This window comes from Nocardia sp. CA-084685, assembly GCF_050955785.1.
Taxonomy (GTDB): Bacteria; Actinomycetota; Actinomycetes; order Mycobacteriales; family Mycobacteriaceae; genus Nocardia.
The window spans coordinates 22,769-48,066 of the sequence record NZ_CP192097.1; the positions used below are offsets into that span (position 1 = coordinate 22,769).

Consider the following 25,298-nt stretch of genomic DNA (forward strand, 5'->3'; position numbering starts at 1 on the left):
GCAGTCGCGCAAGGTCATCGTCGAGGGGGTGTCGGCGGATCCAGTCGGCCAGATTGCGGAGCAAGCGGTGAGTGGCTTCGGCGTCGGATAGCACCAGATCCACCGCACTGTCCGGTGTGCGCGGCACAAAGACCTCGCGGTCGACGCGGATCTCATGGACGCGGATTCCTTGCTCGGCGCCGCGGCGTCGACAGTCATCTGAGCACCACACTCGGGGACGGCCGCGCGGGAGATCGAACACCTTCTCGCCGCACCGCGGGCATCTCCGCTGCTCCATTTCCGTCAGCGTAGCGATTTTCGCCGGACGAATACCGGCTAGGAATCCGCCCGGAAGCCACGACAGTGCAGAGGGTGTGTCGGTTTTCGCTGGCTTTTCGTCCGGACGAAATACCCTGGTCCGTTACCGTTTCGTTACCTTAGATGCAAGAGGTCTGCACGTTGGGGATGGTGAAAAAAGGGGTGGGCGTGGTGGATGCGAAAATGTTGCGTGTGGGTGAGTTGGCGAAGTGTGGATGTTGGTTCGATGCGTGAGGTGGCGTGTGTGAGGGGTTGGGGCGCGGTCGGCCGACCGACTTGGTAGGCATCGTCGGGAGTTGCCGCTACGCTCGCCACACCGAGACAGTCGCCCCGCGGCAGGCGGCCCAGGGGCGACTGGTGGGAAGGGGGCGCGGCGATGACTCAGTTCACGCGGTATGTCTGCACCTGTCCGATGGGGTGGCATCCCTATCCCTACTGCCCGTACCGGCAGCAGCTGGAGCCACAGCACATCACGCCGGGCCAGTGGCGCGCTGCCGGGATCCTGCTCCAGCTCGAGCGGGAGGGCAAACTCGACCTCACGCCACTGCGACGACCGATGTTCTGGTGGGTGCCGCGCGCGCTGCTGGTGCTCGCCGTGTTCATCGCGCTGGTGATCCTGATATAGGCGCGCGCCGACCTAAGCGACCTGTGCCAGACTCGAAAGTATGTTCGATACATCTCTCGCGGTGGGCGACCGGGTCACCTGGTGGTCGGACACCCACGGGCGCGGTGTCGAGCCCGAGGATCCGGTGGCGGTGCACCGCACCGGGGTCATTGCCCAGGTGCACCGCAGTCCGAGCGACGACAGCCGGGTGGTCGCCTACAGCGTCGCCTGCCGCAGCACTCTCGGCGAATACCTCGTGACCCTGCGGCCCGACTACCACCATCAGCCCACTCGGGTAGGCAGCTGATGTCCCGATTCCGACTGGAAGTCCATATCCCGACGCCGGGCGTGGGTGTGCTGACCGTCCGGATCGGATCAGATGATCTCGACGAGCTTGTCGAGGACGCGCGCTTGTCGGCGCTGCGGGCCGACACCTACACCCAGATCCGGATCTACGACCGATCCGTCGAACTGCTCGCTGGCGACGGCCTTGGGGTATCGCTGGTCGACGTGATCGACCGGTGGGCCTTGGACCGCCCGCCGCTGTGTCCCGAGTGCGGGGAGATGCTGCACGCGGCGCGGCTGGCCGGGGAGCCTGGATGGTATTGCCGCAGTTGCGACTACCGCGCCCTTGCGGCGTAGCGCCGTGTGTGTCGGTGCTACATGCGAGGCTGGCTGGCATATCTGCTTGTGGCCGGGAGGAGAGCGATATGGCCGAGACCGACGAGCAGCCCACGGTGAAGCTCGTAGTGCACTGCCGCCGGTGTAACGGCTGGCTCATGTCACCGGGATCGGTCGCGGCACGCATCGGCCCGACCTGCGAGGCACGTGAACGCGCCGAATTGCGAGCCCAGGCCGCGCGGGAGCTGACGCTGTTCGACGTCCCGGACATGGCCGCCTAATCGGACACCGAGGCTAGTCCGCTACGTCTCCGGTTGCTTCCACAAAGGTGACCCCGTGACGTCAACAAAGGTGACCGGGTGACGACTGGCGCGCCACGTTTTGGGTCGATAACCAGGGCGGGAACCATGGGGGTGATAGTGTCCACGCCTGTGCCGCTGTTCCAAATGAAACCCAAATAACCCAAATGGAACACCCCGGCGAAAAACGGATGCGGGCCGGACACCGCGCCTATACGCAAATGTCCGGCCCAAACCCGGCCCTGCTGTTGATCGGATTAGCTTCCTAGGCGCCGATCGCGTGCAGATACCACAACGCCAGCTCGGTAGCTCCGGTTACCGGGCTGGCGCTGTCTCCTACCCAATAGGGCAGCAGAATCTCGATCAGTCCCAGCACCGACACCGTGAGCGAAATCCAGTGCTTGGCGCCGTCCCCGTTGTTGTCCGGGGGCTCCTCCTGGTCATCCATGTATTCGGATGCCCTCTCAATCGCAGCCGCCGGAGCTCGTCCGGCGACCTGTAGTGAACACCGGAGCTCGTCCGATGCCACGCCGTTCGCGGCGAGGTTCGAGGCCCGTACCGAAGTCGGACGGGCGGCGATTGATCGGGCCGAACATACGTCCGACCTGAGTGATGCAGACCGTACCTGATGCACACCGACAACCTGTGCTTACGGCGTGTCGCATGGCACTAAATGGAGGGTGCAGGGCGTGTTTGCGCGAAGCTTGCCCTGACGCCGACGGATTGATTCGGATCAGTCTGGATCAGTCCGGATCGGGGCTGAGCGTGGGTTTCCGGAGCATCGAGTGATCTGCGCCACAATGTGTCGTCGTGGGGGCGTTGAAGACCGCAGGGACCCGAAGCGCCCGACGCACCACAGGACCGTCGACATCGAGTAGGAGTCGACGACTTCGACCGCCCTCATAGGTGCGTATGGGGATTGGGTGGCAAGCCCTCCCGTTGAGGGAGGGCGCGGCAGCTTCGATCGTCAGCGACGCGGCCGGGTCAGCACTGGAATGGGAAACACCGCTGCGGCGGGCCGCTCGGCTGCGCGGGCGCGACGGTCGAGGGCACCACGGCGGTATCGGACGGCCTGTTGGTGGATCCCAGGTGCGTGAGGGCCAGCACGAGCAGCAGCAGGACCACACCGCCCACGAGTGCCCCGAGTGCCCACAGGATCGGCATGGGCGATGCACTGCGGTAGCCGTGGACATACGGGGACCGGTAACGCCCCGGCCGCGCGCGTCCGCGTCGGGCGCTCACGGCTTACCACCCTCACTCATATAGCTTCCGCCGACCTGTCCCCTGCGAGAATGCCGCCGCACGGCCTCATACCCCATGATCGAAGTATGACGCGGAAGGCCGAAACGATCGGCCGGTCAGCGCGCCGTGAGATGGTGCTCTCCGGTTCGCCACGCCGTTGCGTCGTCACCGATTACGCGGCGGTCACGAGAAGTGCATGGATGCTGCAATGTGGAGGATCGCGCTCCTAGTCTCCCGATATCGAATCAACGATCGACCAGGGAGAAGTCGCGATGATAGAAGTCCTCGCAGGCGCCACCGCCCTCGCGGTGGCATGGTTTCGGGTCCGCTCAGTCCGCCGGTCGGGGCGTACGGCGGAAGTGCACTACAGCGGACTGCTCCTGCTTGTGGCTGGCGTATTCGCGGTCGCGCATCCCAACCAAACCCGACGCCGCGACGCCCGCAAGGTTCTACACGACACGCTTGGCCTCGCGCCTCGGCGGGGATCAGCCGGGCTCTGACGCCCACATCTCGCTTGCTATCGGCGGTTACAACGTAGGCAGCTGTTCCCGAGGTCATCCTGTTCGATGATCAGGCCCATCCGGTTGGCCGCGGTTGATCGGGAGTAGTTCTGCGATGGTGGTAGGGGCGGCCGCGTAGGGGTTGGGGCTGCGCGGTTTCCGCGATTTCTGGTCGCTGAGGAGTTCGATCATGCGTTCGGTGAACTGGGGAGCATGCTTGCCCGCCAGCGGCAGCATTTTGTTGATCTGGGCCGGGTACTTGGCGACGATCTGCCGCATGATCGGGTCGGCGTCGGTGGGGGTGTCCTTGATCAGTTTCTCGAAGATCCGCAGTCGTCGTGGTTCTTCATCGACGCCGACGATGGTCTGGGCGAGCGCGTCGACGGTGACGTGGTTGGCGACGAGCTCGGCGAGCAGCACAGGGAACCGGGCGTGGTTCAGAGATTGCATGGCATCGAAGAGAAGCGCGCCACTACGGGGATGGCGGGTGAGCATCTCGGAGGTGAGTTGCATCCCGGCGGGCATACCGAGGACGGCGCCGGCGAGGTCTTTGACGGGTTGATACCAGGCGGGGAACCCGTTGAAGGCCTGCACGCGCGCATCCCAGTCCGACAGGGCGCGGGCCAGCAGGTGCACGGTGTGGGTGAATCGGGCCGCGACCATCAACCCGAGGATCGGCCCGAAGTGGGGAATCGACTCCACCAGGTGACCGGCGGCGAGGTCACGGGAGTGGGCGATCGGTTCATCGGCCACCACGGCGATCAGGCGCGTGGATGTCTCGCGCAGCGTCTTCATGAAGATGGCGAGGTCATAGAGCTCCTCGCTGTCGAGTCCGTGCGTGTTGGGCAGGCGACTGTTTCGGCTGAGCAGCAACAGGATGGTTGCGCGCATTTCGGGGGTGAGGGCATCGTCGAGGCTGCAGAGCAGGTCGATCCGCTCGGCGGATCGAGCGTGGCGCAGGAGTTGAACGACGCAGCGGAACATCTCCTCGCGGTGGTCTTCTGCCATGACCGACAGCAGCGCGCTGGCCAGGGCGGGACCGTTGGAGCTGCTCTCGATGATCCCGCCGAGGATGCTCTCGGTTTGCGTGGCGCGCAGAAGTTCCCCGATGCGGGCGACGATCTCGCGGCAGGCCTGGTCGGCGTGCCCCTTCTGGATCAGTGTGGCCATGCGTCGGCCGAACAAGCGCACCGGATCCGACTCGAGAATGCTGGGTTTGCGGCCTGCTGCTTCTCGGAGAGGGACTGCGGCGATCCTGTGAGCGACCTGCTCATCACGGCTCCGGATCGCCTCGAAAAGACTGGTACTTCGCGGATCGCCGTCACGTCTGCGGATTTCGTCCAGCAGCGCCGCGATCATGCCGGGATCAAGAGCGCCCACCTTGACCAGGGCTTCGACCAACATCGAATTGTCCTGGCCGAACACGTCGTCGAGTTCGGCGGCGGCGCGTTGCTCATCGTTGTCGACCAGCAGGTTGGCCAGCCATTCGGCTTTCTCCGCCAGCGTGCGCGCCGGGCCCGGGATACTCACGCCGATGACCGGGAGTACTGCCGGAGAACTACCGAGTTGTCCGGCAATACTCCCGGTCATCGGGTTCGAACCGGAAGCGGCGGCTTGGGCTTGGCGCAACAGAGGCAGATAAGTCCGGCCCAGTTCATCGACCGATATGTCGAGCTTGTGTGCCGCGGCAGACAGAATCGCCTCGAACAACGACAAGCTCGGTCCGGCCCGTCTTTCTCCCATCTGGCGCGAGCACTGCTTGTCGGTGAGGTCGAGTCCGGCCATCGCGATCACTTGCTTACGCGTCAGACCCGCATCGATCATCAGCTGGTTGAGCGCGGCGTTCAGTACTCGCGTCGGGTGCGGCAGGCTCTTGGGGAAATCTTCCGGCACGGTGCGCAGGGGGTGTCCAGCTCGTTGGTTCTCCCGCGACACAGCCCCTCCAGCTATTGCATTGTCCCTCACCAAGATCGGTAGCGGGACAATCGTAGAACTTCATCGGGACAACCCAGATATGGCGGCGGACAACAGGTCTGGACCAGGTCAAAAAACATCGGGAGTAGACGGAAAAATAGTCCCCGCCCTTGGATAGCGGTGCGGTCGCCGCCATGGCGAACGTCCCAGGTAAGACCCGCATCGGAACTTGGCAGGCAACGCTGCGGGTCCACCTCGGTTCAGGCCGAACTCAGAAAGGGCCCGACACCTCATGGTCTCGCACCACACTCCGGAGCCGGAAGACCAGGATCCCCAGCCCCGGCACGTCCCCGCCTGGGTCTACCGGCGGATCACCGATCTGATCGCTCTGGCCTTGATCGTGGCCGCTCTACTCGCCCTGGTCCTCGTCGGCAACGCCAGCGCGGCCGTCCTCACCGCCGCCGCAGGATTCGTGGTCGGCACCTACCGGGTCTTCCTGAAGAAGTAGCGCTGTCCACCAGGTGCTCACAATGGCGTGGGCACCTGGTGGCCGTAGCGCCGGGTTCACCCAATCCTGGTCAATCCCGCCCGCGACCCGTCAAGATCAGCAGTGATCGTTGCCAGGTAGCTACGCCACCATCGGCCTTCAGGGGCCTGGCGGCGTAAGCGGCGACCCGACCGGTGAAACATGGTGGCGAGGCCGTGATACGCGTGTCGAATTCTTCGGTGTGTCGCATGGTCTGCTTTGGGGCCGAGAGGGACGCGGCGGGCATGCGACGGCGGTTATGCAGGCATTTTATTGCGCTATTACAGACTTTCTTTAGAACCGCACTTTCGTACTTCCGAGCAAAATGCTCGGAAGTGGCACGGTCTTCGGCGACACGAACGCTGCCGGGGTGAATCTCGTGGCGGTGTTCGAGTAATATCGGCGTGGTCCGACCGGCTCGTGTTCGACCCGCTCTTCCGTGACGTCCTCCTTTATCGGAGGACCTCAGTCCGCCCCCATACAACCGGTGGGGGATTTAGCCCGTCGCCATCAGTGGTGGCGGGCATCACGGTGAGAGGCGAAAACACATATGAGTGAGAGATCGGATGGCTCCCAAGAAGACGGGAGTGGATCGGCGAAGTCCTGGTGCATGGTCGTCGTCGCAGTGCTGAACGTACTGGCTGTGGTTCTGCAGAATCCTGCGGAATGCAGCGACGCCAGCACCGCAGCGATGGCCGCAGGACTGGCGTCGGCGTCCCTGTACGTGTCCGCTTAGCAGGCCTGGCACGTAACAGGAGAGGGGGTCCCCGTTCCGCACGCAGCGGGACGGGGCTTCTTCTGTTGGCGGGGTCCGCTGACGTCTGACGACTGTGCGCACCACCATGTACCTCATGTTCCACGAAGCACGGTACCAGTGTAAGTCTTCTCAATCTGAGAAGACTCACCGCAGTCCAATTTAATGTTCTTCGCATTAGCCTTGCGTCGCAACTTTCAGATCTTCGCATCTGATGAGTTCAGACTACTTTTCAAAACTATGTGACTGACACGTGGAGCATTCCAGAAATATTTCGCCAGATCGCTCGTTGCCGTCAGGCGTATCTGTACATCTTTCCATCAGTCGTCTCGGGAGTGTTGCGGGAACTTTCGCATCAGTATTCACGACTGCTGTTGTGAACTTTCGCATCAGTCGTGGTTTCGCATGCGATGGGTCGGTGCACTTTGTGAATCTTCGAAAGATCGATCGGTCGGAACTTCATCAAGTCCGAAACGCCGCCGCTGGAAGCCGGTTGGGTAGGGGAATCTCGCATCTACCAGGGCTAACAAGCGCCGACCGGGCCGCCGCAAGCGGCCCTCGTGGGCGGTCACGGGTTGGTCGACGACATCGAGTACGAGTCGACGGCATCCGCTCATTCGGTGTTCGCGGCGCTTGGTTGAGCGGCGGGGGCTTCGGCGAGGTAGCGGTACAGGGTGGCCCGCGATACCCCGAACGCTTCGGCGACCTGGGCGGCGGGTTGGTCCTCGCGCAGCGCGGCCCGTGCCGCGGCGAGCTGTGCGGCGCTGAGCTTGCGGGGTCGGCCGGGCTGCTTGCCTTGGGCGGCGGCGACCTCACGGGCGTGGGCCGCCCTTTCCCGCATGAACACGCGCTCCATGTGCGCGAACAGCGCCAGCATCGCTACGGAGATCTCCGCCATGCCCGAAGTGTCGGTGGTGTCGATCGGCAGCGGATCCCGCAGGGTCTTGACCCCGACACCGCGCTCGGTGAGGTCGTGGATGACGTTGAGGCACTCGCGCAGGTTGCGGCCGAGTCGGTCCAGGTTGGTCGCCACGATGGTGTCGCCGGGGCGGGCGTAGCCCAGCATTTCCTGGAACTTCGGGCGGTCGACGGTGGCGCCGGTCTTCTTGTCGGCGTAGATCCGGTCTTCGGTGATCCCGTGCTCGGCCAGAGCGACGAGCTGGCGTTCGAGGTCTTGGTGGGTGGTCGAGACCCGGGCGTACCCGAAATCCATCAGCGCAGCACCGCCCGCACGTCAGCGGGTACCCGATACAGCCCGAGCCGCCCCGGTCCCGGCACCGGCGCGGGTAGCGCGACCGCATCGGTGAACACCCAGTGGTAGACGCCTTGATCCTGCTGGCCCCACGGCGCGCAACATCCCGCCGCGCGGTGCACGTCCCTGAGTTGGGCCACACCGAGATATCCAGACGGGCACTGCGCCGAGGACGCGAAGCCCGAGATGTTCAGGGCCGCAGCAAGGTCGGCTCCGTCGCGCTCCCAGCGGGCCCCGGCATGGATCACCACCTCACCGCGGTAGCGGGTGCTCCAGGTGCGGTTCTCTATCGGCTTGTGTCCCGCGACGATCAGGTTGGCCCACGGGCGCCGCACGCTGAGCGCCTTGGCAGGGGTCATCACCATCGCTGCAGCGCGAAGGCTGTCGAGCAGGTCCTCATCGGCCTCGATCTCGGCCAGCTCCTCTGCATTCAGCGCCATGTCTTCCCCATCCACTCGAAAGCAAGTCTCATTATCTTATCATGTGACAACATTTTGAGACTGAATTTCGAGCATAGATTATGAGACTTGTTGACCTGCTGTTCCTTCCGTCGACCAGTCCCGCTGTGAAGGTGTCTCGAAACCAAGGATTCGAGACAGCGCGCGCCCACCTGGTCGGCTGACACGTCTGGCGGGTTTCCGCCATCCCGGTCGAGGGCGAGGATTTTCCGTGGGGCATTCCGTGGCGTATTCCGTGGGGCATTACGTGGGGCGGTCAAATCGCCCCACGGCTCACAGAGCGGAATCACCCGGTGACCTGCGGCGGTATGGAACGCGGTTACCCAGGAATGCATGTCTCTTCCAAATAGAGACATGCTCCGCGCAGCTTCAAGATTCCAGGGCCATTCTGGAGGCGGCGGAAAGCACCGAGTTTTGTACACCAGTGCACAAGACCTGTACACTGGTGTACATGAGCGTGATCTACCGGACCGGCGACTACTACGGCGACGGGACCAGCAATCACATCTGGGAAATCACCGATGCCAAGGGCGTCGCTGCCGAGCTCTACGTCTGCACCGACCGCAGCGAGATCGCGAACATCGAGGTCCGCAAGGACCGTCGCGGCGAAGGTCTCGCTCGCGCGCTCTACGAAGCCGCCGTCGCGCAGATGCCCATCTACCACGCCCCCGTCGCGCACCGCACCGAAGAGGGCAACGCCTTCGCTCAGGCCGTTGGCGGCGAAACCGTCCCCGCCTACGACTGCGACTGCTACGCCTGCAATATCGAGGAGATCTGATGGCCGAGCTGCACGAGATCCAGGCATGGGCCGGTCCCGCCTGGGACGAACTCACTCCCGAGCGGCGCGACCAACTCGCCCATATCGCCGGTGATGTCGCCGAACGCTATCCCGACCCGGATGATCAACCTCTACGCGATGCGGCTCTTTCCGCTGCCGTCCAATACTGGCTTGGTGAAACCTCCTTGGAAGACGCAGCGGCGGAGTTGATCCGCACCCGCCAGGCCGAGGCCGCAGCACGCGCGGCGGCCCGTCAGCTCGCGATCCTGGCAGCCGCCGAGGGGATCTCGGAAACGCGGATCGCTGACCGGCTCGGCGTGCAGCGCGCCAAGACGCTGCGGACCTGGTTAGGAAAGCGCCATGGCTGATGAGAGCCGGTTGCTGTCGATCGAGCAGGTTGGCGTCCTTTGGGGTGTCAACGAGCGCCGAGCACGCCAGATCCTCATCGAGAACCTGGTTACACCCGTAACGGGATATCGGGAAGACTCGGTACGAGCGATCTCGTTTCGTCGAGAACATCCCCCAACCCTCGCTGATGTTCTCGTTGATCCTGGTTTCGCTGTCGTGCCATCGGATGCTGTGCTGCCGGACACGCTCATCCATGAGGCCACCGGCTGGCAGGTGCATCCCGCGTTGGGCATGGTGTACAGCATTTTCCCGACACGTGCCCCGCAACTACTCGGCGGCGTCAAGAACGGGCACTTGGTGGCCGGTCGGAAATATCAGGACGGCACGCGCAGGGAGTGGCGGTTGTCGCGCGTGATCTGGGAGGCAGTCAACCGCAGGTCGATCCCGGATGGCTGGAATATGGCCCACCGCAACGAAAACCGGCTCGACAACCGGTATCCGAACCTTCGCATCGAGCCGTCGTCGGAGACGATCGAACGCAACATCAACCAACACGCGCGAAGCGGCACGGACGGGTGAACAGCACCATCTACAGCGCACCATCACCCAACATGGTTGGGATCCCCGGGTTCGGGCGAAAGGTACTCTCGGTCAGCATGTCTCAACCGAATCTCACGCCAGAGATCGAGCAGGCCGTCACCTTCACCGCCGTCATCGGCTCGACGCCGGTCGTGATCCTGTTGCCGCGGTTCCGCAGCGTCCAGATCGCACCGTCCGGCGTGTTGGTGACCGCGGACGCTTGGACGTCGGCGGTCCGCGCGCACGGCGCCCGGCCGATGCTGGACCTGGAGTTCGCGGGCGACCCGGTGCCGGGCTGGCTGGTCTCCCTCGCCGAGGACATGACCACAGTGCGGATCATGGGTCCGACCGGCCTCGGTGAGGTGTACGCGGGTGAGCTGGTGTCGGATGTGGAGTGGCGTCAGCAGGTCGAGCAGCTGCACCGTACCGGGGCGGGTCTGGTGGTGGTCACCGGGACAGCTGAGCGGCTGGATCCGGACGCGGCGCTGGAGATGATGGAGTCTGAGCGCGCCGTGTGGGTCCGCTCCCGTACCGCGTTGGTCTGACAGGGCAGCTGTCCGCCAACTCGACAGAAGAAAGGCCCCGCCGGTGGCGGGGCCTTTCTGTGGTTGATGGGCTATTGGGGTGGTTGTGCCGTGGTCAGGGCGCGGGGTTTGCAGAGTTTGCCGCACCAGCAGCCGCGGAGTGCGAGTTCGGTGGATTCGGCGTGGCAGCCGATAGCGCCGACCACATTCGGAATGGGGCTGGCGACCGGGTCGCCGAACTCGGGGTCGTAGCTGCGGTGGTGGCCTCGCTCGGTCCAGTCGTGCAGATCGGCCGGGCAGGACGCCGGGATCTTGCCCAGCAGCTCGGACAGTTCCCGGCGACGCGCCAGCGACAGGGGCTGATCGGTGTTCATCAGAGGTCCTCGATTCGGATGGTGGCTTCGGCGAACCAGCGCATGGCGCCGGAGGCGGTGACGCGCTGGTGCCAGTCGGTGGTGCGGCGGTAGCCGAACTCGGTGAGCGCCTGGTCGAGCGCGTCGAGGGTGACTGGGGCGGTGGGTTCGCTGGTGACCGAACCCCACGACGCTTCCACGGTGGGTCCGGCCTCGGTGCCGTCGGTGGCGTCGTAGTGGGTCACGCAGCTGTAGAGGTCGGCCACCGCGAGGTCGTCGTCGAGGCGGGCGATGACGAACATGTCGACCGATTCGAGGCTCATCGACCGACCTCCGCGCTGTGCAGGTTGCGCCGTCCTGCCACGCGGACCGGGGCAGGTGAGGCGGTCTGAGCGGCCCGGTCGGCGCGGCTGGTGCAGGCTCGACCGTTGGTCGGGGCGCGGCCGGCGGCAGCTGCCTGGCGTTGGGCGATGGCGTCGTCGCGGGCTTCGACGATCTGGTGGGTCTTGGCCTGCCACTGCTGCTCACGCTGCGCGGCGGCCTTGCCGAGCACCCCGGCCTGGCGGGCGCGGTCGTCGACCAGCTCACGGATCTCGGTCCGCACCGTCTCGTCGATGCCAGCCTTGACCAGCTCCTTGCCCAAGCGGGCGCGTTTGTCGGCGTAGGACTTGCGTTCATACTCGATGCCACCGTCGCCGCGGGCGCCGCAGGCCACCGTGTAGAGCGCATCCCCGATGGAGGACACCGCGCTGTTGAGGCGTGTGGCATCCCAGCCCTGGGGTTCGGCGCCGGATGCCTCGATGCGCTGGGTGATCGCCTCCCGGGTCGCGGCCGCGAGCCGGGACGCGGGTACACCGACACGGTTGACGTCGGCATCGGATTTGGTGCGTTCGTCGGCGAACAGCAGCTCCGGCAACTGCTTGTGGTCGCGGATGCGTCCGGCGTCGATGTCGACGAGCACAGCCGCCAGCTGGGCACGCTCCACCGGAGCCAGGCCCTTGCCGTTGTGGATCGTGGCGTGCAGCTGGTCACGCTGCTGTGCCATGCGGTCAATCCGATCGGCGGTCTCGTCGCCGACGCCTGGGATGTCGTACGCGCCGAGCCGCTCATGCTCCTCCGCGCTATAGCCACCGGAGGCGAGATAGTCGGCCTCAGTTCGCAATTCGCCCGTGACGGCGGCGTATTCGGCGAGTGCTTCGCCGAGTTCGTAGCGGTCGACGTGATCGGGCCACAGCTTGAAATCGACCTCACGCCCGGCGGCGATCTCCTTCCCGGCCTGGCGGACCCGTTCCTGGTCGGCGGCGGTCATGACCGAGATCTCCTCGCCCACCATCGACGCGGCCTTGGGGTTGTTCGCGAAAAACTCCAGCAGGCGCGGCACCCGCCCGCGGGCCTCCTCGCCCGGGTCGACGATGACCGGGCTGTCGAGCAGATCGACGTCGGCTGTGTTGCCGCGCAGGTAGTCGACAATGAACTCGACCTGAGCGCGGTCGGGCTCGGTCAGCTTCGCCGCCGCCAGGTCGCTGCTCAGTTGTTCGCGCCGTGCGGCCTCATCGCGCAGGTGCGCCCGTGGGTCGGCCGGGGAGATCCCGATTCCCCGCCATGCCGTAATCGCCTCCATCGCAGCGCCCTTCGCGGTAGCGGTCAGCGGCATGGCGGATACGAAGTCCATCACGGCGGACTCGCGATCCCACAACCGCCACGCTTCGGCGTGGTTCTGGGCGTCGATCGCGTCGAAGTTCGGGTTGATGCTGACGGCGAACTCGTCGGCATCGACAACCACGCCCCACTGCTCGGCGTAGTCGTAGGTGAGCTGGCGCAGGTGCTTGGTGGCGATCTCGGAGTTGGGGTGCCACACCAGCGCATCAGCCAGCCCCTGCACGGCCGCCATCGGATTGTCCTGACGTCTTGCCTCCAGGCGGGCCTCGGCGCGGGCCTGGGTCTGTTCGGATTTGACCATCAGTTCGTCGACCGCGTCGGGCCCGGCAGCCTGGGCCTGTTCGACAGCTTTCGCCAAGCGCTGGTCGCGGTAGCGGGCCTGGTTGACCGCGACCGTGGCCAGCAAGTACGCCATCCGCTGACCGTGCCCGTTCGGGGTGTCGAGCTGAGGAGGATCCTCCTGGGCGGCCTCCCGGCCAACCGGTGCGCCCGGTGTGCTGCTTTGCCATCCGGTGCGCAGTCCCTCGTATTTGCGGCGGGCAGTGATTGCCTGACCGAGCACCCTTCGTTCGAGTTCGGCTCGGCTGAGCCGCTCGACCCGGGTCATGTGCAGCTCAGTTGCGACAGCGAGCAGCCCGGTCCGGTCCAGGCCTTGCGTACGCAGATATTCAGCGCCCTCGGCGGTGGTGTTGATCTCGCGCAGGCGCGCAGCGACGTTGGCGGCGGTGTCAGTGGTGTCGGACATGCGGTTTTCTCCCTGAGAGTGGTTGTGGGATCCGGTTGTGTCCTCGGCCCATCCGGGGCCGGGGTCTGTGGGTTGATGCAGCTCGGCGGTGGGGATGCCGCGTCGCTCGGCCGCGCGGGCTTGGTGCCCGCGGACTGCTTTGGCGACGGCGTCGAGTTGCGCGGGGCTCGCGGTGCGTTTCGGGGCAGCGAGTCTGGAATCGAACAGGTAGGCCACCAGGCGGCGGCCGTAGCGCTTGCGCTCCATCTGGGCCACGGGTGCATGGCCGTTGGGGCGAAGGCCCGCCGCACGCAGCTGGCGGCGGGTCTTCAGGTGAGCGGGTGCAGCCATCCAGGGATAGGAGTCGGGCTGCTCGGGGTCGTGCACGGCGGTCATGGCGGGCAAGACCTCACAGGCCGAGACCGTGCTCGGGGCCTTTGCCGTTGCGGCGGTGGTGGGTGCGCCGCACACCCGCGCCCTGCTTGGTGGTGCGGGTCTTACCCCGGCCATTGCCGCGTACTGCCGCCGACGGTGGTTTGGCGTGCCCGGAGTCAGCCGCCATGCGCTGGGCGATCTCGTCCTCGCTCATGTCGGTACCGCGCAGGGTCTGTTCCAGGCCTTCCCGCCGTTGTGGGCTGTCGTAGGCGGGCGGTGCCTGGGTGCGTGTGGCCGCGACCCGATCGGTGCGCTCGGCCCAGCGTGAAGCGATCCGGGTGGCCTGCTTGCCGGTGATGGCGCACTCGCCCGCCGCGCGGTCGAGGTGGTTGCGCACGCTGTTGCGGACCGGCTCAGGCACTCCCGCGCGGGCCAAGGAGGCATCCAGGCGCACATCGATGCCGCGCTGCTCGTACTCGGCGAGGTTGATGTGCCCGGCCGCGAGCTGCGTCTGAGCCATGAACACCTTGGTGACCTCATCGGTGGTGCGCTGCACCGTCGACGGCGGCACCGACCCGGTGGTCAGGATCTCGGTGAGCTGGCGGCGGTGGACCTGTGAGGTCGTCGCGGCGATATCTTCAGCGCGGGAGGCATCGACCGCGGCTGCGAACCGGTCGCTCGCGAACAGCATCTCGGGCACGATCTTGACCCCGGCCTCCACGTCGTCGAGCACGGCGCGCAGCTGGTCGCGCTCGAGATCGTGCAGCCCGAGGCCCTTTTTCAGGGCGGTGTCGATGCGGGCGCGGTGCACGCCGGTTTGCTTGCGCAGCTGCTCGACGGCGGCCGCGTCCAGGTCGCCGGACAGGACGGCTTGGCGCTCGGCTTCTGGCGCCAGCGCCGCGTACAGGCGCACACTCTCGGCCAGCGCTTCGCGGTCGACGTGATCAGGCCACAGCGGCTTGAACTCGCCACCGGGGTTCGCGCGGACCTCAATGCCGCGTTGGCGGGCGATCTCGCGGTCTTCCTCGGTCATCAAAGCGACCGCTTCGCCCAGCCGCTGCTGCACTGCGGCGGTGTCGTGGCCGTTGCGCAGCTTGACCTGGAAGTCCAACAGCATCGTGTCGACCCGGTGTTTGACTTCCTCACCAGGGTCGACCAGCGGCTCATCGAGGCGCCGCAGCTCAGCGGTCGGGGAAACCGCGGCGACGATGCCGAGCTGATCGAGCGGCATCGTCACATCCGGCCCCAAATACCCGGCCACGAAACGGATCCGGGTGCGGGTCTTCTCGTCGACCTTCCGCGACGCCAACGCCTTGTCCAGCTGCTGCAGCTGCTGGGCGGAGGGGTTGTCCCGCCATGACTGGATCTCGGCGAAGATCGCCTGACGCTCGGATTCCTCCAGCCCCTCGACCGAGGCGACGACCTGGGCCATGCGGGCAGAGGCGGTGCGCAGCCGCGATGCTGCGGCACGTTCGGTTTCGGCGGCTGCGAGTGCGCCGCTGAGCTCGACAGGCACAGCGACGTGGACTTCGCCGGATTCCAGGTCCAGGCGCAGACCCCATCGGTTGTGGATGTGGCTGACCAGCTCGCCCAGGGCGTCTTGGGCTCGCTGGGAATCCGGTGCCCAGGCCGCCGCGTCACGCAGCGCGGCCACGATCTGGGAGCGGGTGGCGGTGTTCCACCCGGCCTGGCGCAGCTTCTCGAGCTTGGCCTCGACGGCCGCGCGTTCAGCGGCTTCCTTGGCGGCGGCCTCGCGCCGTTCCTTCTCGTCGCGCTCCTTGAGGACCTCCTGGGCGGCCTTGCGTGCGATCGCGGCTTTTTGGGCGTAGGTCATGAGCTGGCCGAGCAGCATCTGCATGAACCGACCCCAGTGCGCGCCCATGTGGTCGATATCGGGGGTCTGATCGGGGGCGTGGTCGTGCAGCTGCGGGACGAGGTGGTGGTCGGCCATGGCGTTTCCTCCAGGTGTTGCGGGACGGACAGACGAAGCAGCCGAGACGCTGGTCTCGGCTGCGGGAGTTGAAATCGCCTGCGGCGCAGGCGCGGCGGGCTGGACGCGGGTGTAGGGGTCCAGGTGTGGGATGGGTTCGAGCTCGCTGATCTCGTGACCGCACTGGAGGTGGTCGTGCAGGTCCTTGCCGGTGGCGGCTTGGACGACGCGCACCCGTTGCACGAGCCCGGCGAGGGTGCCCATGACTCGCTCGGCGCGGCGATATCCGGCGGTGTCGCGGTCGGCGACGATCACGACGGTGCGCGCACCTTTGAGCCACTGGGCGTGCTCGGGTTTCCAGACCATCGCGCCACCGGCGTTGGTGGTCGCGACCAATCCGGCCTTTCCGGCCGCGATCGCGTCTTTCTCGCCCTCGCAAATCGCGATCAGACGCCCGTCGCGGACGGCTTCCAAGACCTGCGGCAGGTTGAACGGGATCGGCTCGAACCCGCCCGCTTCCATCCGGCCGGTCCGCTCGTTCCAACGACGCTGGTGGAACTGCTTGTCACGGCCAGACTCGAAATCGGCTTCCTGCCGCACGACCTCACCGGCTACGGTGCCGTCGGCGCGCACGTAGGCGTAGGCGGCAACCTGCTTCCACGCCGAGGTTTGCGCACCGAGATCCGGCTTGCGGGGCTGCACAAGCGGCAAGCCCGCAGCATCGAGGGCACGGTCGGCGCGGGAGACCTGTCGCGGGCGAGGCCTGCTCGCACGGTGTGCCCCGACGCTGCGTTCGATGCGCTGGTCGAACATGTCGCGCACTTCGAGGCCGAGCGACTCCAGGACGTCCTCGTTCGCGCATCCCGCGAAGCAGCGCACCACGGTGCGCTGCTGCTGGGAGTCGTACTTCACGCCCAAGCTGGGCTTGTGCCCGCCACCGAGCTCATGGGCTGGGCAGCAGTACTTGGTCCAGGCCCCGGACGGGCGGCCGGGTCCGACAGTCCGGTCCAGGGCGGCGGTAATCACCTCCCACGAGCCCTCGTCGCGGGTACGGGCCGGGGCGCTCATCCGGGAAACTCCCACGCGCCGTCGACGAACCGGTTACGCACCGTCGATGCTGGCGGCACGAAGATCCGGGACGGCACCGCCGTGGGCTCGTCGTGAGCGTGCCCGTCCTGGAACGTTCCGGGCGGTGCGGGCACCAACGGCAGCTTGATCAGCCTGTCCTGGTGCTCGTGCCCGTCCTCCACCGAGCAGTACTCGAAGGTGCCCTTGGGATCGAAGAGGCGATCCATCATCGGGTCGCACAACGTCACCCACCAGGCGGCCATCTCGCCGCCGTCGCCGCGGCGCGCTTCCTCAAACGCCCGCCACAGCGCCTCCAACCGCGAGACGGCCTCGCCGTGCTTGAACCAGTGCGGGCACCACCGGGCGGTCTTGTCGCTGCCGGGCGCGCTGACCTCACGCCGGTAGGTGTGCGCGATGAACCCATCGACGAACAATTCGAGGGTGCGGTAGCGAAGCTCCGGCTCCTCCTCGGCCTCCTCCTCCGCCGCATCCTCGGGCTCCGGATCCGGTTCGGACTCGGGCTCCGGATCCGGTTCGGACTCGGGCTCCGGATCCGGTTCGGACTCGGGTTCGGGGGTCGGGCGCAGTGCCTGGTCGGCCTCGATGATGGCCGTCTCCCGCATCCCGGCGATGACCTCGGGGGTCAGCATGTCCGCGACCACACCATCAGCGATGGTCTTGGCCTCAGCGTTGATCTGGGCCGTGACGGCCTTGCGGACTGCGGTGTCGAGCAGCTCGCCGAGATCCATCTGCGGGACCACCGGCACCGGTTGCGCCTGGATCTCCTGCGACTCGGTGGTGTCGGAGTCGTTCACGATGTCGCTCATGCGGATTCGCCTTCCTCAGCAGAGATGAGCGGCACGGCATGCAGGTGCCGCCCCGCGCGGGTGGAGTTCTCGGGGGTGGCCGCCGCTGCGTCCATCGAGGTGCTGATCTGGTTGCCGTAGGGGCGCTGCCACCACGGCACCGGCGCCACCAACATCGGGCGACGCCCAGCGGAGAACACGACGCAGCGGCCCGTGGGCAGCGCGCCCAAATCCGATGCGTACAACGTGGTTTCGGAGGTGCGCGAGGTCGACACCGAGCGGCTACGCGGTCCCGCGCCCTTGCTGACCGACACCGAATCGACCAGCTCGTAGTGCGGGCCGATCAACTCCGAGCGGTCCCGCAGGAACGCACCGTCATCCAGACCAGCGCCCAAGACCTTGATGTTGGCCGCCGACCACAGCGCGTCCATGCCCTCGCGGCCCCAGCAGCGGCAGCCTTGGGCCCACGACTGCAAGATCGTCATCACGACCATGCCGCGCGAGCCGAAATGCGAGTACTGCTTGGGCAGATCCCGCCAGCGCACGATGTTGGCGGCCTCATCGAGGATGAGCAGCATCGGCACCGGCAGCCGACCACCCGGATGCCGGGTGCCCTCGGCCTCACCGGCGGCCGCGACCGCCGCGCACAGCGCCACCAGCAGCGGACCCGCGTTGCCCTTCTGCTCCTTCGACAGCGGATACAGGGTGTCGCGGCTGGTCACGAACGCGTTCACGTCGAACGCGGTGCGCGGCCGCTCCCCGGCCTGCGGTGGTGTCACCCACTGCCGCACGTCTTCGTACTTGAGGCAGCTGGCCATCTTCTTGGCCGTGCTGAACACGCCGTCACGCTGTTTGGGCTGCGCGCTGTACTGGTCGCTCAGTGCGTCGGACACCAGCTCGTACCCGGCCTCTTTGACGATCTTGGCCGGTGCGCGGTCATTGGACTTGGTGACCCACGAAAACACCTGCGTGATCGGCCTTTTCGCGAGCGCACACGCCAGGATCAGACCCGCGAGCAGCTCCTCGCCCTCGGGCTCGAAGAACGCGTCGCGGCTATCGGATTCCCCCGATGCGGCGAAGTGACCGGCGAGCTCGGCCGCGCGGCGCTGAGCACCCGCGCCGCCGTCGTCACCGAGGACCCATGCGGCCGGGTCCCAGTACCAGGTGCACTCCTCCCGCGCGATCTGCTGCGGATCGAACACCCACACCCGCCGACCCGAGCCCTCGCGCAGCTTGCGCGTGGCATCGACAACGTCACGCTTGTTCGAGGTGACCAGCACCGGCCCAGGTGCTTCCATCACCGCCGGGATCACCCGCGAGGAGGACTTGCCCTGGCGCGGTCCCCAGATGTCGAGGTGCAGATCCTCATACGTGCCGAACAGCTCGCGGCCGTCGATGACCGCACGCCCGATCAGCACGCCCGGCTCATCCTCCGGACGAAGCCGCACCTTCAGCTTGGCGGCCTTGGCCGCTGCCGCCTCCCACGACAGCGAGTCCAGCTCGCGCCCACGCGCCATGTAGCGGGCCTGGGAGTCGATGGCCTCGCGGGGAATCTTCTTGCCCTTGCCGGTCTTTCCGGCCAGCTGACGGCACTTCGCGCACGCCGCGCGGTAGGCCCACACCGACCCGGCGACACCAGCAGCAGCGCCGACCGCGAGGGTGACCGCGCCACCGGTGGCCGCACCGGTCCATTGCAGGTGACCGGTCGCGAGCTGGATGCCCAGCGACAGCGGGTTCCACGGCACGTCTTGGGCAGTATCTGCGTAGAGGGCATCACCGACCCGCATCGACAGCCCAACAGCCTCACCGACGCCGATGCCGGCACCGACCGCGATGAGCTCCTTCCACTCCGAAAGATCGCGCTTGCCAGGCTGTTTCACGCTGCGGTCCATGCCGCACCTCCCGAGATGTTGGCCAGCATCACGACGCGGGTCGCGCCGTCGTGGCCGTGAATGGTCTGGATGTCGTCGAGGCAAGAGGCGTCGACGGTTGTGCGGATCGGGCCGCGCCAGCGCATGGAGACCGAGCCGTCGGGCCACACGACGCCGTCCGCGACGACGCCCGTGCCCGAGAAACCGGTGAGATCCCGGTCGCGGTGCAGCTGGAAAAGCCGCACGTCGCAGAGGGTTTCGGTGGCGTTCATCGGGCCACCCCCGGCGCGGTCGGCTGCGTCGACGGGCAGAACGGGTAGCAGCCCGGCCCGGTCGGCACGGTCGCTCCCGGCCCGAAATCGGTGCTGACAACCGCGACGCACACAAGGACCGCGCACAACACGACCGCGATCAGCAACGCGAACATCGCGCCCACAATCCCGATGCCAGAATCTCCAGCGCCGGAAGACGGCACGATCGGGATCACCACATCGACCACGCGCTCACGGCGGGCCATCACGCGGTCACCCCCACCGGCAGCGCCGCGAAACCCACGGCCTCAGCCACGGTCAAACCCAGCAGGCCCGCCCAGCGTTCGACCTCCAGCCGCTCCGGAGCGACCGCGATCCGCATACCAGCCACCGCCTGCTCACGGGTCAGCTGCCGACCCGGCAGGTAATCCAGGACCCACCGGTCCTGGCCGACGTAATCGGCATGGTGAGCGGTCGCATCGCTGACCAGGTGCCCGCCGACCTCCTGCACCGACGGCATCGCCGGAGCCGCCGCACGGGCCCACACCTCACGTGTCCAAATCTCGGGCAGCCTCATCACGCGACCGCACCTTCGAGACCATCGGTGACCTCGACGTCCATCCGGACCGGCGTAGTCAGCCTCAAGAGCTGGTCTCGACTCACCATGATCTGGCCCGACGAGGTCCGCCAGCCGGTGAGCTTTCCTTGCGATATCCAGCGCCGCAGCGTCACTGGGTGCTTGTCGACCAGGGCCGCACCCTTCGACAACCGGATCAGGGAGCCGGGCACCTGAACATCCCTGCGCATGTCTGCACTCGTCACGACATCTCCTAGCTTGCACAAATAGGGGTGGTTCTATTTGAGCAAGTGCGGCAGGATTGGTCAATAGAACCGGCTCTATTGATCGGCGAGAGTGGAGTTCCTGGTTATGGCTACTCTTAATGAACCCGGCATGGAGAATGTCGGAACGACAAGGAAGGGTGAGCTGATGGCTATCGGCTACCGCGAGCTGGCGGCGAGCCTCCGCACTGCCATCGAGCGGGGCGAATACCCGCCCGGTACGACGCTGCCCAAACAGGACGAGCTAGCCAGCATCCACGCAGTCAACATCAAGACCGTCCGACAAGCCGTCGGGCTCCTGGAGGCCGAGGGACTGGTGACACCGGTCCGCAGACGCGGCACTGTCGTTCGTGAACGCCCCCCGATGCGTCGGCTCGGGGCTGACCGGTACTCCAAGAAGAAATGGAAGTTCGGGAACACCGTTGCCTTCGCTGCCGACCGCGAAGCATCGGGGCGGGCCTGGAAGCCCACCGACCAGACCAACACGGTGAAACTGGTCGACGCAGATGAAGCCGTTGCCACAGCCTTCGGGCTGGAGCTGGGATCGCCGGTGTATGAGCGTGCGCGGCTGGTCAAGGACGGCGATCAGCCGACACACACACTCACGAGCTACTACCTTCCGGCGCATGTCGAGGGCACTCCGCTCGTCGACCCGACGCCTGGTCCAGCAGGCCGGGGTGGCGGGTTCGCGGTGCTTACTCTCCAGGGCTACGAGCCCGACCACATGACTGAGACGGTCTGTGCGCGAATGCCCACCCCCGACGAGACCGAAATGCTCAATCTGCCCTCTGGCGAGCCGGTCATGGTGCTGACCCGCCATACCTATACCGCGGACAACACCCTCGTGGAGTTCGCGCGCGGCGTCCACGCCGCATCGCGATTCGCGTGGACCTACGACTTCAAGCTTCCCGACTGAAAGGACAGCTCATGCCATCGACAACACTGCCCGAGAACCTTCGCTCCGACGTCGAAACCCTTTGGGACTACAACCGATTGGATGACGATGTGCGTCCTGTCGATGTCGGGATCGGTCTGGGGAGTCACGATCTCGGAGTTGCCACCTACACAGCCGACCTCTACAACAAGGGCGTGTTTCCGCTGATCGTATTCAGCGGCGCCAACGCACCGACCACCGTGGCGAGGTTTCCCCGCGGCGAGGCTGTGCACTACCGCGAGCACGCCTTGGAGCTGGGGGTGCCGGACAGCGCGATCCTGGTCGAACCGAAGGCCACCAACACTGGCGACAACATCGACTTCACGAAAGCCGTTCTGCAAGAACGCAATCTGCTGGCCGGTATCCGCTCGGTAATGCTCATCTCGCGGCCCTACCAGCAACGGCGAAGCTGGGCCATCTGCCGCAAGCGGTGGCCGGAGGTTGACGTCATCTGCTCATCGCTGCCTCTGCCGCTCGACGAGTACATCGAGAGCATCGGTGACGTCGATCGCGTGATCAACATGCTTGTCGGTGATACGCAGCGACTTTGGGTCTACCCCACCAAGGGCTGGGCCGTCGACGTGCCGGTGCCCGACGACGTGCGTCAGGCGTACTCACGTCTGGTCGAGGCTGGCTACACCAGCCGTCTGCTTGCGGCCTGAAAACAGTTGAAGCGTGCGACTTCTGGGATTACAGCGGCTGTTCATGTAACCGGACGGGCCTGTTCCACAATGATTGTGTGGAACAGGCCCCGGCGTGTCTGCGCCCGTTCCAAGCGACCCCAGCGTTATATAGCCAGGCATGAGCGCGGTACGTGGAAAACCCCAGTTGGTCGAGATCGACGAGGCCCTACTGAGCGCAGTAAAGGCGGAGGCGACCCGGCGCGGCCTGACCTATCGGGCCTTTTTCGAGTCAGCTCTGACGCGTGAGCTCAAGGTGTCGAAGAAGGTCAAGGCGCCCGAGCAGCTGAAGCTGGCTGGCTAACCCTCGTACACACCAGCTGTGGGTGCTGGGCACAACACACGAAGGGTCCGCACTACCGTGCGGGCACAGAACACCGCGCACCCGAATCGACTGAACTGAAGGAGATCTCACGACGGCGAGCTGACTGCCTGCGGGTCACTGCCGAACCCCGCGTCTGAATAGAACTCCATAAACGCGAGAAACCCCCGGCCTGCACGCCGAGGGTCCGGTCTCGCCCTTCAAGAAGGGACTTAGCTCATGCGGAGCGGGTCTCACGGTAGCGCACGTCCAGACGCGGGTTCAACCGCGACACAGCTTGTGCGACAAGACCGTGATAACCAGCACGTTCACTCCCTGGCGGCGGCGTCTCCACGCCGCAGGCCTGGCCCCAAATCTAGGTCGGGTGCGCCTCGATCCTGGTCGCTGTTCAAACCGCCCCCGATGCGGCTGGAGCAGCCGGAAGACCTCTATGCGGATGTTCCGTCGTGCTGGTGGTCTCGGCGTCGGTGGGTTGCCTACTCGATGGCGCTGTACGACCTGCTCTACGCCGAGCTGCGCGCCACCCTGCGGGCCCCGTCGGTGTCGCGGAATACCTTCCAGGCGTGGGCGATCGCTGAATCCAAGTGCGCGGACCTCGACACCGGCCGCGAGTGCCGGCCATCGGTGAGGCACTTGAGCGAGCGGATCGAACGTCATCCCCGCACAGTGAAGCGCTGCCGCGAGCTCGCCCGCCTGCTCGATCTGCGCCAGGTGGTCTTCACCGGCCGCCACCGCACCAAACTGGAGCGCCTGGCCTCCTATGACCGCGAGGACCGCAGCCGCGGTTGGGCGGCCGTCGCTGCGCTGATCGAGTCCCCGTCTTACGCCTACCTTGTGGATAACTCGACCCTCGAGTCACTGCTTGAACAGGACTTTGTCACCCCACTGCCACGAAGTGGCGGTTCTCTTTTTCTCTCACGCCAGAACTCGGTTACTTCCACCAAGAACGTGATCGAAAGACGCGCTCCGCGCGGCCGGGACAAGAAGGTTCGGCCGAAAACATGTCGAGCATACGACGAGCGGGCGCTGCTGCTGGCCTCTCAGGTCAAACGAGACGAGCGTTTTCCGCTCTGGATACGACAGATGCCCCGCCAGGGCCTAGCGGCCGTCCTGACCAAGCGAGCACTGAACGGCTGGACCGCCGACGATGTGTACCTCGCGCTCAACGAGGTGCTGATCGCGGGCAAACGGATCTTCGGCAACCCCACCGATCCCTACGCCTACCTGGGCTGGCTGCTCAACCACACCCCCGTCAACGAGCCGCCCGCTCTGCTGGATCGGGCCCGCGAAGTCGCCCAGGACGAAGCCCGTCGTGCCGCACAACGCGAGACCTGGAAGCAGATGCGCGCCAAGGCGATAGCCGCAGCGGACTCGCCCGCCCGCGCTGCGGCGATGGCCAAGGCTGCCGAGCTCGGGCGCCGCGCGGTCGGCACGGCGGCCGCGCGGCATCAGTCTGTTGAGGCTGCCCGGCGTGAACTGGCACGTCAGGCTCGTGAGGACTGACCGAAACCTCATCGGAGATGATGAGCGGGTGCGGAGCTTCCATGCCCGGCTCGCGTCGATCCGCTGCCGACTTTATTGAGGCTAGCTATCGGTGCTAGCTCAGCTATCTTTGCAGGTCAGTGGCTTAGCAGCCGTTGCGGTCCATGTACTCGCGCAAGGCGAGGTCGGTGATCGATGCGATGGAGATCGACCGGTCGCCGGTCTCGTAGCGCAGCTTGTCGACCGCACGGCCGAGGCGTTCCTTGGTCGAGGGGCGGATCCGGACGTTGTGCTGCTCGATCAGTCGCTCGTCGACCGGGACGCGCGCGGCCGGCGGGGACGGTGCGGCGCCGCGGGCCGGGGTTGCGGTCTCGGCTGGTTTCTCCGGGATGTGGTCGGCGGGGTGTGGGCGCGGTCCGAGTGCTGGCTTGCGGTCGACATTGCTCATACGGTGGCTCCGTTCCGTTTCAGCAGGCCGAGCTCGGTGGCGAGGTCGGTGTAGGCGACCTGGAGGGCCAGGGACTTGCCGCCGCGATAGCGGTGGATCGGCAGACGTGCGGAGTGCGCGTCCTGGCGGGCGGCGTAGTCCGGGATCGTTGTGCGGCAGACCTTCCCGGCCTGGCCGTAGGTGCCGTAGCTGGTGCGCAGTTCGTCCTGGCGGAAGTTGTGCTCGGCGATGCCGCGATCGAGAGACACCACGATGGCTTCGAACTTCAGTCGCCGGTTCGGGCGTCGCTGCACTCGCTCGATCGTCTGCTCCACCTTGCTCACGGCCTTGACCGAATCCACGGTCGGCTCGGTGATGACGATGACCTCATCGGCGGCCAGCAGCGACGAGAACAGCAGCTTGCCCAGCGAAGGCGGCGTATCGAACAGCACTGCCGTGTAGGCGCTCAGGTCCAGGCCATCGAACGCGGCATCCAGGCGCCACACCAGATCCGGGTTACCGGCGTCGTCGAGAGCGGCCAGGTCCTCGGTCGCCGGGGCGACGTCGACCCGATCCCACTGCGAGGCCACGACCACATCGACGAGCGAACCGGGCCGGGCGCGGGCGTCGAACAGGTCGGCGACGGTCTGCTGTCCGTCGCCGACCTCGACACCTACGCCGTTGGTCGCATTTCCCTGCGGGTCCAGGTCGACGACCAGAACGTTGCCGCCGCCGTCGGCGATTGCGCTGGCCAGACCCAGGGTCGAGGCGGTCTTGCCGACGCCGCCCTTCTGGTTCGCCAGCACGATCAGCCGCGCCTGCGCGCGTGCATCACTAGGTGCGCTTGGTGTGCTCACGCAGCGAACCTAACACCCATAGC

The 25,298-nt window shown here is 66.2% G+C and carries 30 protein-coding genes; 13 read left to right on the plus strand and 17 right to left on the minus strand.

Features of this window, described 5'->3' with window-relative positions; all coding sequences use genetic code 11:
• Positions 1 to 673: 673 nt before the first annotated feature.
• From ACQP2U_RS43945 to ACQP2U_RS43960, 4 genes are all read left to right on the plus strand, one after another.
• Positions 674 to 922 (plus strand): hypothetical protein, encoded by a 249-nt coding sequence (locus tag ACQP2U_RS43945; protein ID WP_433717463.1) that lies wholly within the window; start codon positions 674 to 676, stop codon positions 920 to 922.
• Positions 923 to 962: 40 nt separating this feature from the next.
• The gene (locus ACQP2U_RS43950) at positions 963 to 1,208 is read left to right on the plus strand and encodes a hypothetical protein (RefSeq protein WP_433717465.1); all 246 of its coding nucleotides are present in this window, start codon (positions 963 to 965) and stop codon (positions 1,206 to 1,208) included.
• The gene (locus ACQP2U_RS43955; RefSeq protein ID WP_433717467.1) at positions 1,208 to 1,543 is read left to right on the plus strand and encodes a hypothetical protein; all 336 of its coding nucleotides are present in this window, start codon (positions 1,208 to 1,210) and stop codon (positions 1,541 to 1,543) included. The genes ACQP2U_RS43950 and ACQP2U_RS43955 overlap by 1 nt, the downstream gene beginning before the upstream one ends.
• Before the next feature lie 68 nt (positions 1,544 to 1,611).
• Entirely contained in the window at positions 1,612 to 1,803 is a 192-nt protein-coding gene (locus ACQP2U_RS43960; protein ID WP_433717469.1) for a DUF6011 domain-containing protein, read from the plus strand.
• 283 nt (positions 1,804 to 2,086) lie between these two features.
• On the opposite strand, the gene ACQP2U_RS43965 is transcribed toward ACQP2U_RS43960, so the two are convergent.
• The 3 genes from ACQP2U_RS43965 to ACQP2U_RS43975 all read right to left on the minus strand — a co-directional run bounded on the left by ACQP2U_RS43965 (position 2,087) and on the right by ACQP2U_RS43975 (position 5,498).
• Positions 2,087 to 2,269: a hypothetical protein gene (locus tag ACQP2U_RS43965; protein ID WP_364359144.1), complete on the minus strand. Its 183-nt coding sequence runs from the start codon at positions 2,267 to 2,269 to the stop codon at positions 2,087 to 2,089.
• Between the two features lie 536 nt (positions 2,270 to 2,805).
• Positions 2,806 to 3,063, minus strand: coding sequence for a hypothetical protein (locus ACQP2U_RS43970; protein ID WP_433717471.1), 258 nt, complete (start codon positions 3,061 to 3,063; stop codon positions 2,806 to 2,808).
• Between the two features lie 554 nt (positions 3,064 to 3,617).
• Positions 3,618 to 5,498 carry a hypothetical protein gene (locus ACQP2U_RS43975; RefSeq protein WP_433717473.1) on the minus strand — a complete coding sequence of 627 codons (1,881 nt, stop codon included), beginning with the start codon at positions 5,496 to 5,498 and terminating at the stop codon, positions 3,618 to 3,620.
• Between the two features lie 271 nt (positions 5,499 to 5,769).
• Here ACQP2U_RS43975 and ACQP2U_RS43980 point away from each other — a divergent pair, with 271 nt between their 5' ends.
• Entirely contained in the window at positions 5,770 to 5,985 is a 216-nt protein-coding gene (locus ACQP2U_RS43980) for a hypothetical protein (protein WP_433717475.1), read from the plus strand.
• Positions 5,986 to 7,370: 1,385 nt separating this feature from the next.
• Here the strand turns inward: ACQP2U_RS43980 and ACQP2U_RS43985 are convergent.
• Positions 7,371 to 7,970 (minus strand): recombinase family protein, encoded by a 600-nt coding sequence (locus ACQP2U_RS43985; RefSeq protein ID WP_433717477.1) that lies wholly within the window; start codon positions 7,968 to 7,970, stop codon positions 7,371 to 7,373.
• On the minus strand, positions 7,970 to 8,449 hold the full coding sequence (locus tag ACQP2U_RS43990) for an ASCH domain-containing protein (protein WP_433717479.1): 480 nt from the start codon (positions 8,447 to 8,449) through the stop codon (positions 7,970 to 7,972). The genes ACQP2U_RS43985 and ACQP2U_RS43990 overlap by 1 nt, the downstream gene beginning before the upstream one ends.
• 469 nt (positions 8,450 to 8,918) lie before the next feature.
• Between ACQP2U_RS43990 and ACQP2U_RS43995 the strand changes: the two genes are divergently transcribed.
• From ACQP2U_RS43995 to ACQP2U_RS44010, 4 genes are all read left to right on the plus strand, one after another.
• Positions 8,919 to 9,245 (plus strand): hypothetical protein, encoded by a 327-nt coding sequence (locus tag ACQP2U_RS43995; protein WP_433717481.1) that lies wholly within the window; start codon positions 8,919 to 8,921, stop codon positions 9,243 to 9,245.
• The gene (locus ACQP2U_RS44000) at positions 9,245 to 9,613 is read left to right on the plus strand and encodes a hypothetical protein (protein WP_433717483.1); all 369 of its coding nucleotides are present in this window, start codon (positions 9,245 to 9,247) and stop codon (positions 9,611 to 9,613) included. Before ACQP2U_RS43995 ends, ACQP2U_RS44000 begins: the two co-directional genes overlap by 1 nt.
• Positions 9,606 to 10,172, plus strand: a complete 567-nt coding sequence (locus ACQP2U_RS44005) for an HNH endonuclease (RefSeq protein ID WP_433717485.1) — start codon at positions 9,606 to 9,608, stop codon at positions 10,170 to 10,172. Before ACQP2U_RS44000 ends, ACQP2U_RS44005 begins: the two co-directional genes overlap by 8 nt.
• Before the next feature lie 77 nt (positions 10,173 to 10,249).
• A complete protein-coding gene (locus tag ACQP2U_RS44010; protein ID WP_433717425.1) occupies positions 10,250 to 10,717 on the plus strand; it encodes a hypothetical protein in 468 nt (155 codons plus the stop codon).
• Between the two features lie 71 nt (positions 10,718 to 10,788).
• On the opposite strand, the gene ACQP2U_RS44015 is transcribed toward ACQP2U_RS44010, so the two are convergent.
• Genes ACQP2U_RS44015 through ACQP2U_RS44060 form a run of 10 tightly spaced genes read right to left on the minus strand, consistent with a single transcriptional unit; the run spans position 10,789 to position 20,555 of the window.
• On the minus strand, positions 10,789 to 11,070 hold the full coding sequence (locus ACQP2U_RS44015; protein ID WP_433717427.1) for a hypothetical protein: 282 nt from the start codon (positions 11,068 to 11,070) through the stop codon (positions 10,789 to 10,791).
• On the minus strand, positions 11,070 to 11,372 hold the full coding sequence (locus ACQP2U_RS44020; protein WP_433717429.1) for a hypothetical protein: 303 nt from the start codon (positions 11,370 to 11,372) through the stop codon (positions 11,070 to 11,072). Before ACQP2U_RS44020 ends, ACQP2U_RS44015 begins: the two co-directional genes overlap by 1 nt.
• Positions 11,369 to 13,828 carry an RRQRL motif-containing zinc-binding protein gene (locus ACQP2U_RS44025; RefSeq protein ID WP_433717431.1) on the minus strand — a complete coding sequence of 820 codons (2,460 nt, stop codon included), beginning with the start codon at positions 13,826 to 13,828 and terminating at the stop codon, positions 11,369 to 11,371. Before ACQP2U_RS44025 ends, ACQP2U_RS44020 begins: the two co-directional genes overlap by 4 nt.
• A gap of 13 nt (positions 13,829 to 13,841) precedes the next feature.
• On the minus strand, positions 13,842 to 16,805 hold the full coding sequence (locus tag ACQP2U_RS44030; protein ID WP_433717433.1) for a toprim domain-containing protein: 2,964 nt from the start codon (positions 16,803 to 16,805) through the stop codon (positions 13,842 to 13,844).
• Positions 16,802 to 17,632, minus strand: a complete 831-nt coding sequence (locus ACQP2U_RS44035) for a DUF4913 domain-containing protein (RefSeq protein ID WP_433717435.1) — start codon at positions 17,630 to 17,632, stop codon at positions 16,802 to 16,804. Before ACQP2U_RS44035 ends, ACQP2U_RS44030 begins: the two co-directional genes overlap by 4 nt.
• On the minus strand, positions 17,629 to 19,503 hold the full coding sequence (locus tag ACQP2U_RS44040; protein ID WP_433717437.1) for a type IV secretory system conjugative DNA transfer family protein: 1,875 nt from the start codon (positions 19,501 to 19,503) through the stop codon (positions 17,629 to 17,631). The genes ACQP2U_RS44035 and ACQP2U_RS44040 overlap by 4 nt, the downstream gene beginning before the upstream one ends.
• A complete protein-coding gene (locus ACQP2U_RS44045; protein ID WP_433717439.1) occupies positions 19,488 to 19,754 on the minus strand; it encodes a hypothetical protein in 267 nt (88 codons plus the stop codon). Before ACQP2U_RS44045 ends, ACQP2U_RS44040 begins: the two co-directional genes overlap by 16 nt.
• Positions 19,751 to 19,999: a hypothetical protein gene (locus ACQP2U_RS44050; RefSeq protein ID WP_433717487.1), complete on the minus strand. Its 249-nt coding sequence runs from the start codon at positions 19,997 to 19,999 to the stop codon at positions 19,751 to 19,753. Before ACQP2U_RS44050 ends, ACQP2U_RS44045 begins: the two co-directional genes overlap by 4 nt.
• Complete coding sequence (locus tag ACQP2U_RS44055; protein ID WP_433717489.1) at positions 19,999 to 20,310, minus strand: hypothetical protein; 312 nt, start codon at positions 20,308 to 20,310, stop codon at positions 19,999 to 20,001. Before ACQP2U_RS44055 ends, ACQP2U_RS44050 begins: the two co-directional genes overlap by 1 nt.
• Complete coding sequence (locus ACQP2U_RS44060) at positions 20,310 to 20,555, minus strand: hypothetical protein (RefSeq protein WP_433717441.1); 246 nt, start codon at positions 20,553 to 20,555, stop codon at positions 20,310 to 20,312. The genes ACQP2U_RS44055 and ACQP2U_RS44060 overlap by 1 nt, the downstream gene beginning before the upstream one ends.
• A 166-nt stretch (positions 20,556 to 20,721) precedes the next feature.
• Between ACQP2U_RS44060 and ACQP2U_RS44065 the strand changes: the two genes are divergently transcribed.
• From ACQP2U_RS44065 to ACQP2U_RS44080, 4 genes are all read left to right on the plus strand, one after another.
• The gene (locus ACQP2U_RS44065) at positions 20,722 to 21,489 is read left to right on the plus strand and encodes a GntR family transcriptional regulator (protein ID WP_433717490.1); all 768 of its coding nucleotides are present in this window, start codon (positions 20,722 to 20,724) and stop codon (positions 21,487 to 21,489) included.
• Positions 21,490 to 21,500: 11 nt separating this feature from the next.
• The gene (locus ACQP2U_RS44070) at positions 21,501 to 22,169 is read left to right on the plus strand and encodes a YdcF family protein (protein WP_433717443.1); all 669 of its coding nucleotides are present in this window, start codon (positions 21,501 to 21,503) and stop codon (positions 22,167 to 22,169) included.
• Positions 22,170 to 22,308: 139 nt separating this feature from the next.
• A complete protein-coding gene (locus tag ACQP2U_RS44075) occupies positions 22,309 to 22,491 on the plus strand; it encodes a hypothetical protein (RefSeq protein ID WP_433717445.1) in 183 nt (60 codons plus the stop codon).
• 420 nt (positions 22,492 to 22,911) lie between these two features.
• Positions 22,912 to 24,012, plus strand: coding sequence for a hypothetical protein (locus ACQP2U_RS44080; RefSeq protein WP_433717447.1), 1,101 nt, complete (start codon positions 22,912 to 22,914; stop codon positions 24,010 to 24,012).
• A gap of 124 nt (positions 24,013 to 24,136) precedes the next feature.
• Here the strand turns inward: ACQP2U_RS44080 and ACQP2U_RS44085 are convergent, their stop codons facing one another.
• Both ACQP2U_RS44085 and ACQP2U_RS44090 read right to left on the minus strand, forming a co-directional pair.
• Entirely contained in the window at positions 24,137 to 24,439 is a 303-nt protein-coding gene (locus tag ACQP2U_RS44085; RefSeq protein WP_433717449.1) for a hypothetical protein, read from the minus strand.
• Entirely contained in the window at positions 24,436 to 25,275 is an 840-nt protein-coding gene (locus tag ACQP2U_RS44090; protein WP_433717451.1) for a ParA family protein, read from the minus strand. Before ACQP2U_RS44090 ends, ACQP2U_RS44085 begins: the two co-directional genes overlap by 4 nt.
• Positions 25,276 to 25,298 lie beyond the last annotated feature (23 nt).

Coding starts and splice junctions, on each gene's coding strand:
- ACQP2U_RS43980 (WP_433717475.1), top strand. CDS start 5,770: ATGGTCTCGCACCACACTCCGGAGCCGGAAGACCAGGATCCCCAGCCC.
- ACQP2U_RS44010 (WP_433717425.1), top strand. CDS start 10,250: ATGTCTCAACCGAATCTCACGCCAGAGATCGAGCAGGCCGTCACCTTC.
- ACQP2U_RS43955 (WP_433717467.1), top strand. CDS start 1,208: ATGTCCCGATTCCGACTGGAAGTCCATATCCCGACGCCGGGCGTGGGT.
- ACQP2U_RS43945 (WP_433717463.1), top strand. CDS start 674: ATGACTCAGTTCACGCGGTATGTCTGCACCTGTCCGATGGGGTGGCAT.
- ACQP2U_RS44050 (WP_433717487.1), bottom strand. CDS start 19,999: ATGGCCCGCCGTGAGCGCGTGGTCGATGTGGTGATCCCGATCGTGCCG.
- ACQP2U_RS43960 (WP_433717469.1), top strand. CDS start 1,612: ATGGCCGAGACCGACGAGCAGCCCACGGTGAAGCTCGTAGTGCACTGC.
- ACQP2U_RS43985 (WP_433717477.1), bottom strand. CDS start 7,970: ATGGATTTCGGGTACGCCCGGGTCTCGACCACCCACCAAGACCTCGAA.
- ACQP2U_RS44005 (WP_433717485.1), top strand. CDS start 9,606: ATGGCTGATGAGAGCCGGTTGCTGTCGATCGAGCAGGTTGGCGTCCTT.
- ACQP2U_RS44035 (WP_433717435.1), bottom strand. CDS start 17,632: ATGAGCGACATCGTGAACGACTCCGACACCACCGAGTCGCAGGAGATC.
- ACQP2U_RS44045 (WP_433717439.1), bottom strand. CDS start 19,754: ATGAACGCCACCGAAACCCTCTGCGACGTGCGGCTTTTCCAGCTGCAC.
- ACQP2U_RS44065 (WP_433717490.1), top strand. CDS start 20,722: ATGGCTATCGGCTACCGCGAGCTGGCGGCGAGCCTCCGCACTGCCATC.
- ACQP2U_RS43995 (WP_433717481.1), top strand. CDS start 8,919: ATGAGCGTGATCTACCGGACCGGCGACTACTACGGCGACGGGACCAGC.
- ACQP2U_RS44015 (WP_433717427.1), bottom strand. CDS start 11,070: ATGAACACCGATCAGCCCCTGTCGCTGGCGCGTCGCCGGGAACTGTCC.
- ACQP2U_RS44000 (WP_433717483.1), top strand. CDS start 9,245: ATGGCCGAGCTGCACGAGATCCAGGCATGGGCCGGTCCCGCCTGGGAC.
- ACQP2U_RS43990 (WP_433717479.1), bottom strand. CDS start 8,449: ATGGCGCTGAATGCAGAGGAGCTGGCCGAGATCGAGGCCGATGAGGAC.
- ACQP2U_RS44020 (WP_433717429.1), bottom strand. CDS start 11,372: ATGAGCCTCGAATCGGTCGACATGTTCGTCATCGCCCGCCTCGACGAC.
- ACQP2U_RS43965 (WP_364359144.1), bottom strand. CDS start 2,269: ATGGATGACCAGGAGGAGCCCCCGGACAACAACGGGGACGGCGCCAAG.
- ACQP2U_RS43950 (WP_433717465.1), top strand. CDS start 963: ATGTTCGATACATCTCTCGCGGTGGGCGACCGGGTCACCTGGTGGTCG.
- ACQP2U_RS44040 (WP_433717437.1), bottom strand. CDS start 19,503: ATGGACCGCAGCGTGAAACAGCCTGGCAAGCGCGATCTTTCGGAGTGG.
- ACQP2U_RS44085 (WP_433717449.1), bottom strand. CDS start 24,439: ATGAGCAATGTCGACCGCAAGCCAGCACTCGGACCGCGCCCACACCCC.
- ACQP2U_RS44070 (WP_433717443.1), top strand. CDS start 21,501: ATGCCATCGACAACACTGCCCGAGAACCTTCGCTCCGACGTCGAAACC.
- ACQP2U_RS44055 (WP_433717489.1), bottom strand. CDS start 20,310: ATGAGGCTGCCCGAGATTTGGACACGTGAGGTGTGGGCCCGTGCGGCG.
- ACQP2U_RS44075 (WP_433717445.1), top strand. CDS start 22,309: ATGAGCGCGGTACGTGGAAAACCCCAGTTGGTCGAGATCGACGAGGCC.
- ACQP2U_RS44025 (WP_433717431.1), bottom strand. CDS start 13,828: ATGACCGCCGTGCACGACCCCGAGCAGCCCGACTCCTATCCCTGGATG.
- ACQP2U_RS44030 (WP_433717433.1), bottom strand. CDS start 16,805: ATGAGCGCCCCGGCCCGTACCCGCGACGAGGGCTCGTGGGAGGTGATT.
- ACQP2U_RS44080 (WP_433717447.1), top strand. CDS start 22,912: ATGCGGCTGGAGCAGCCGGAAGACCTCTATGCGGATGTTCCGTCGTGC.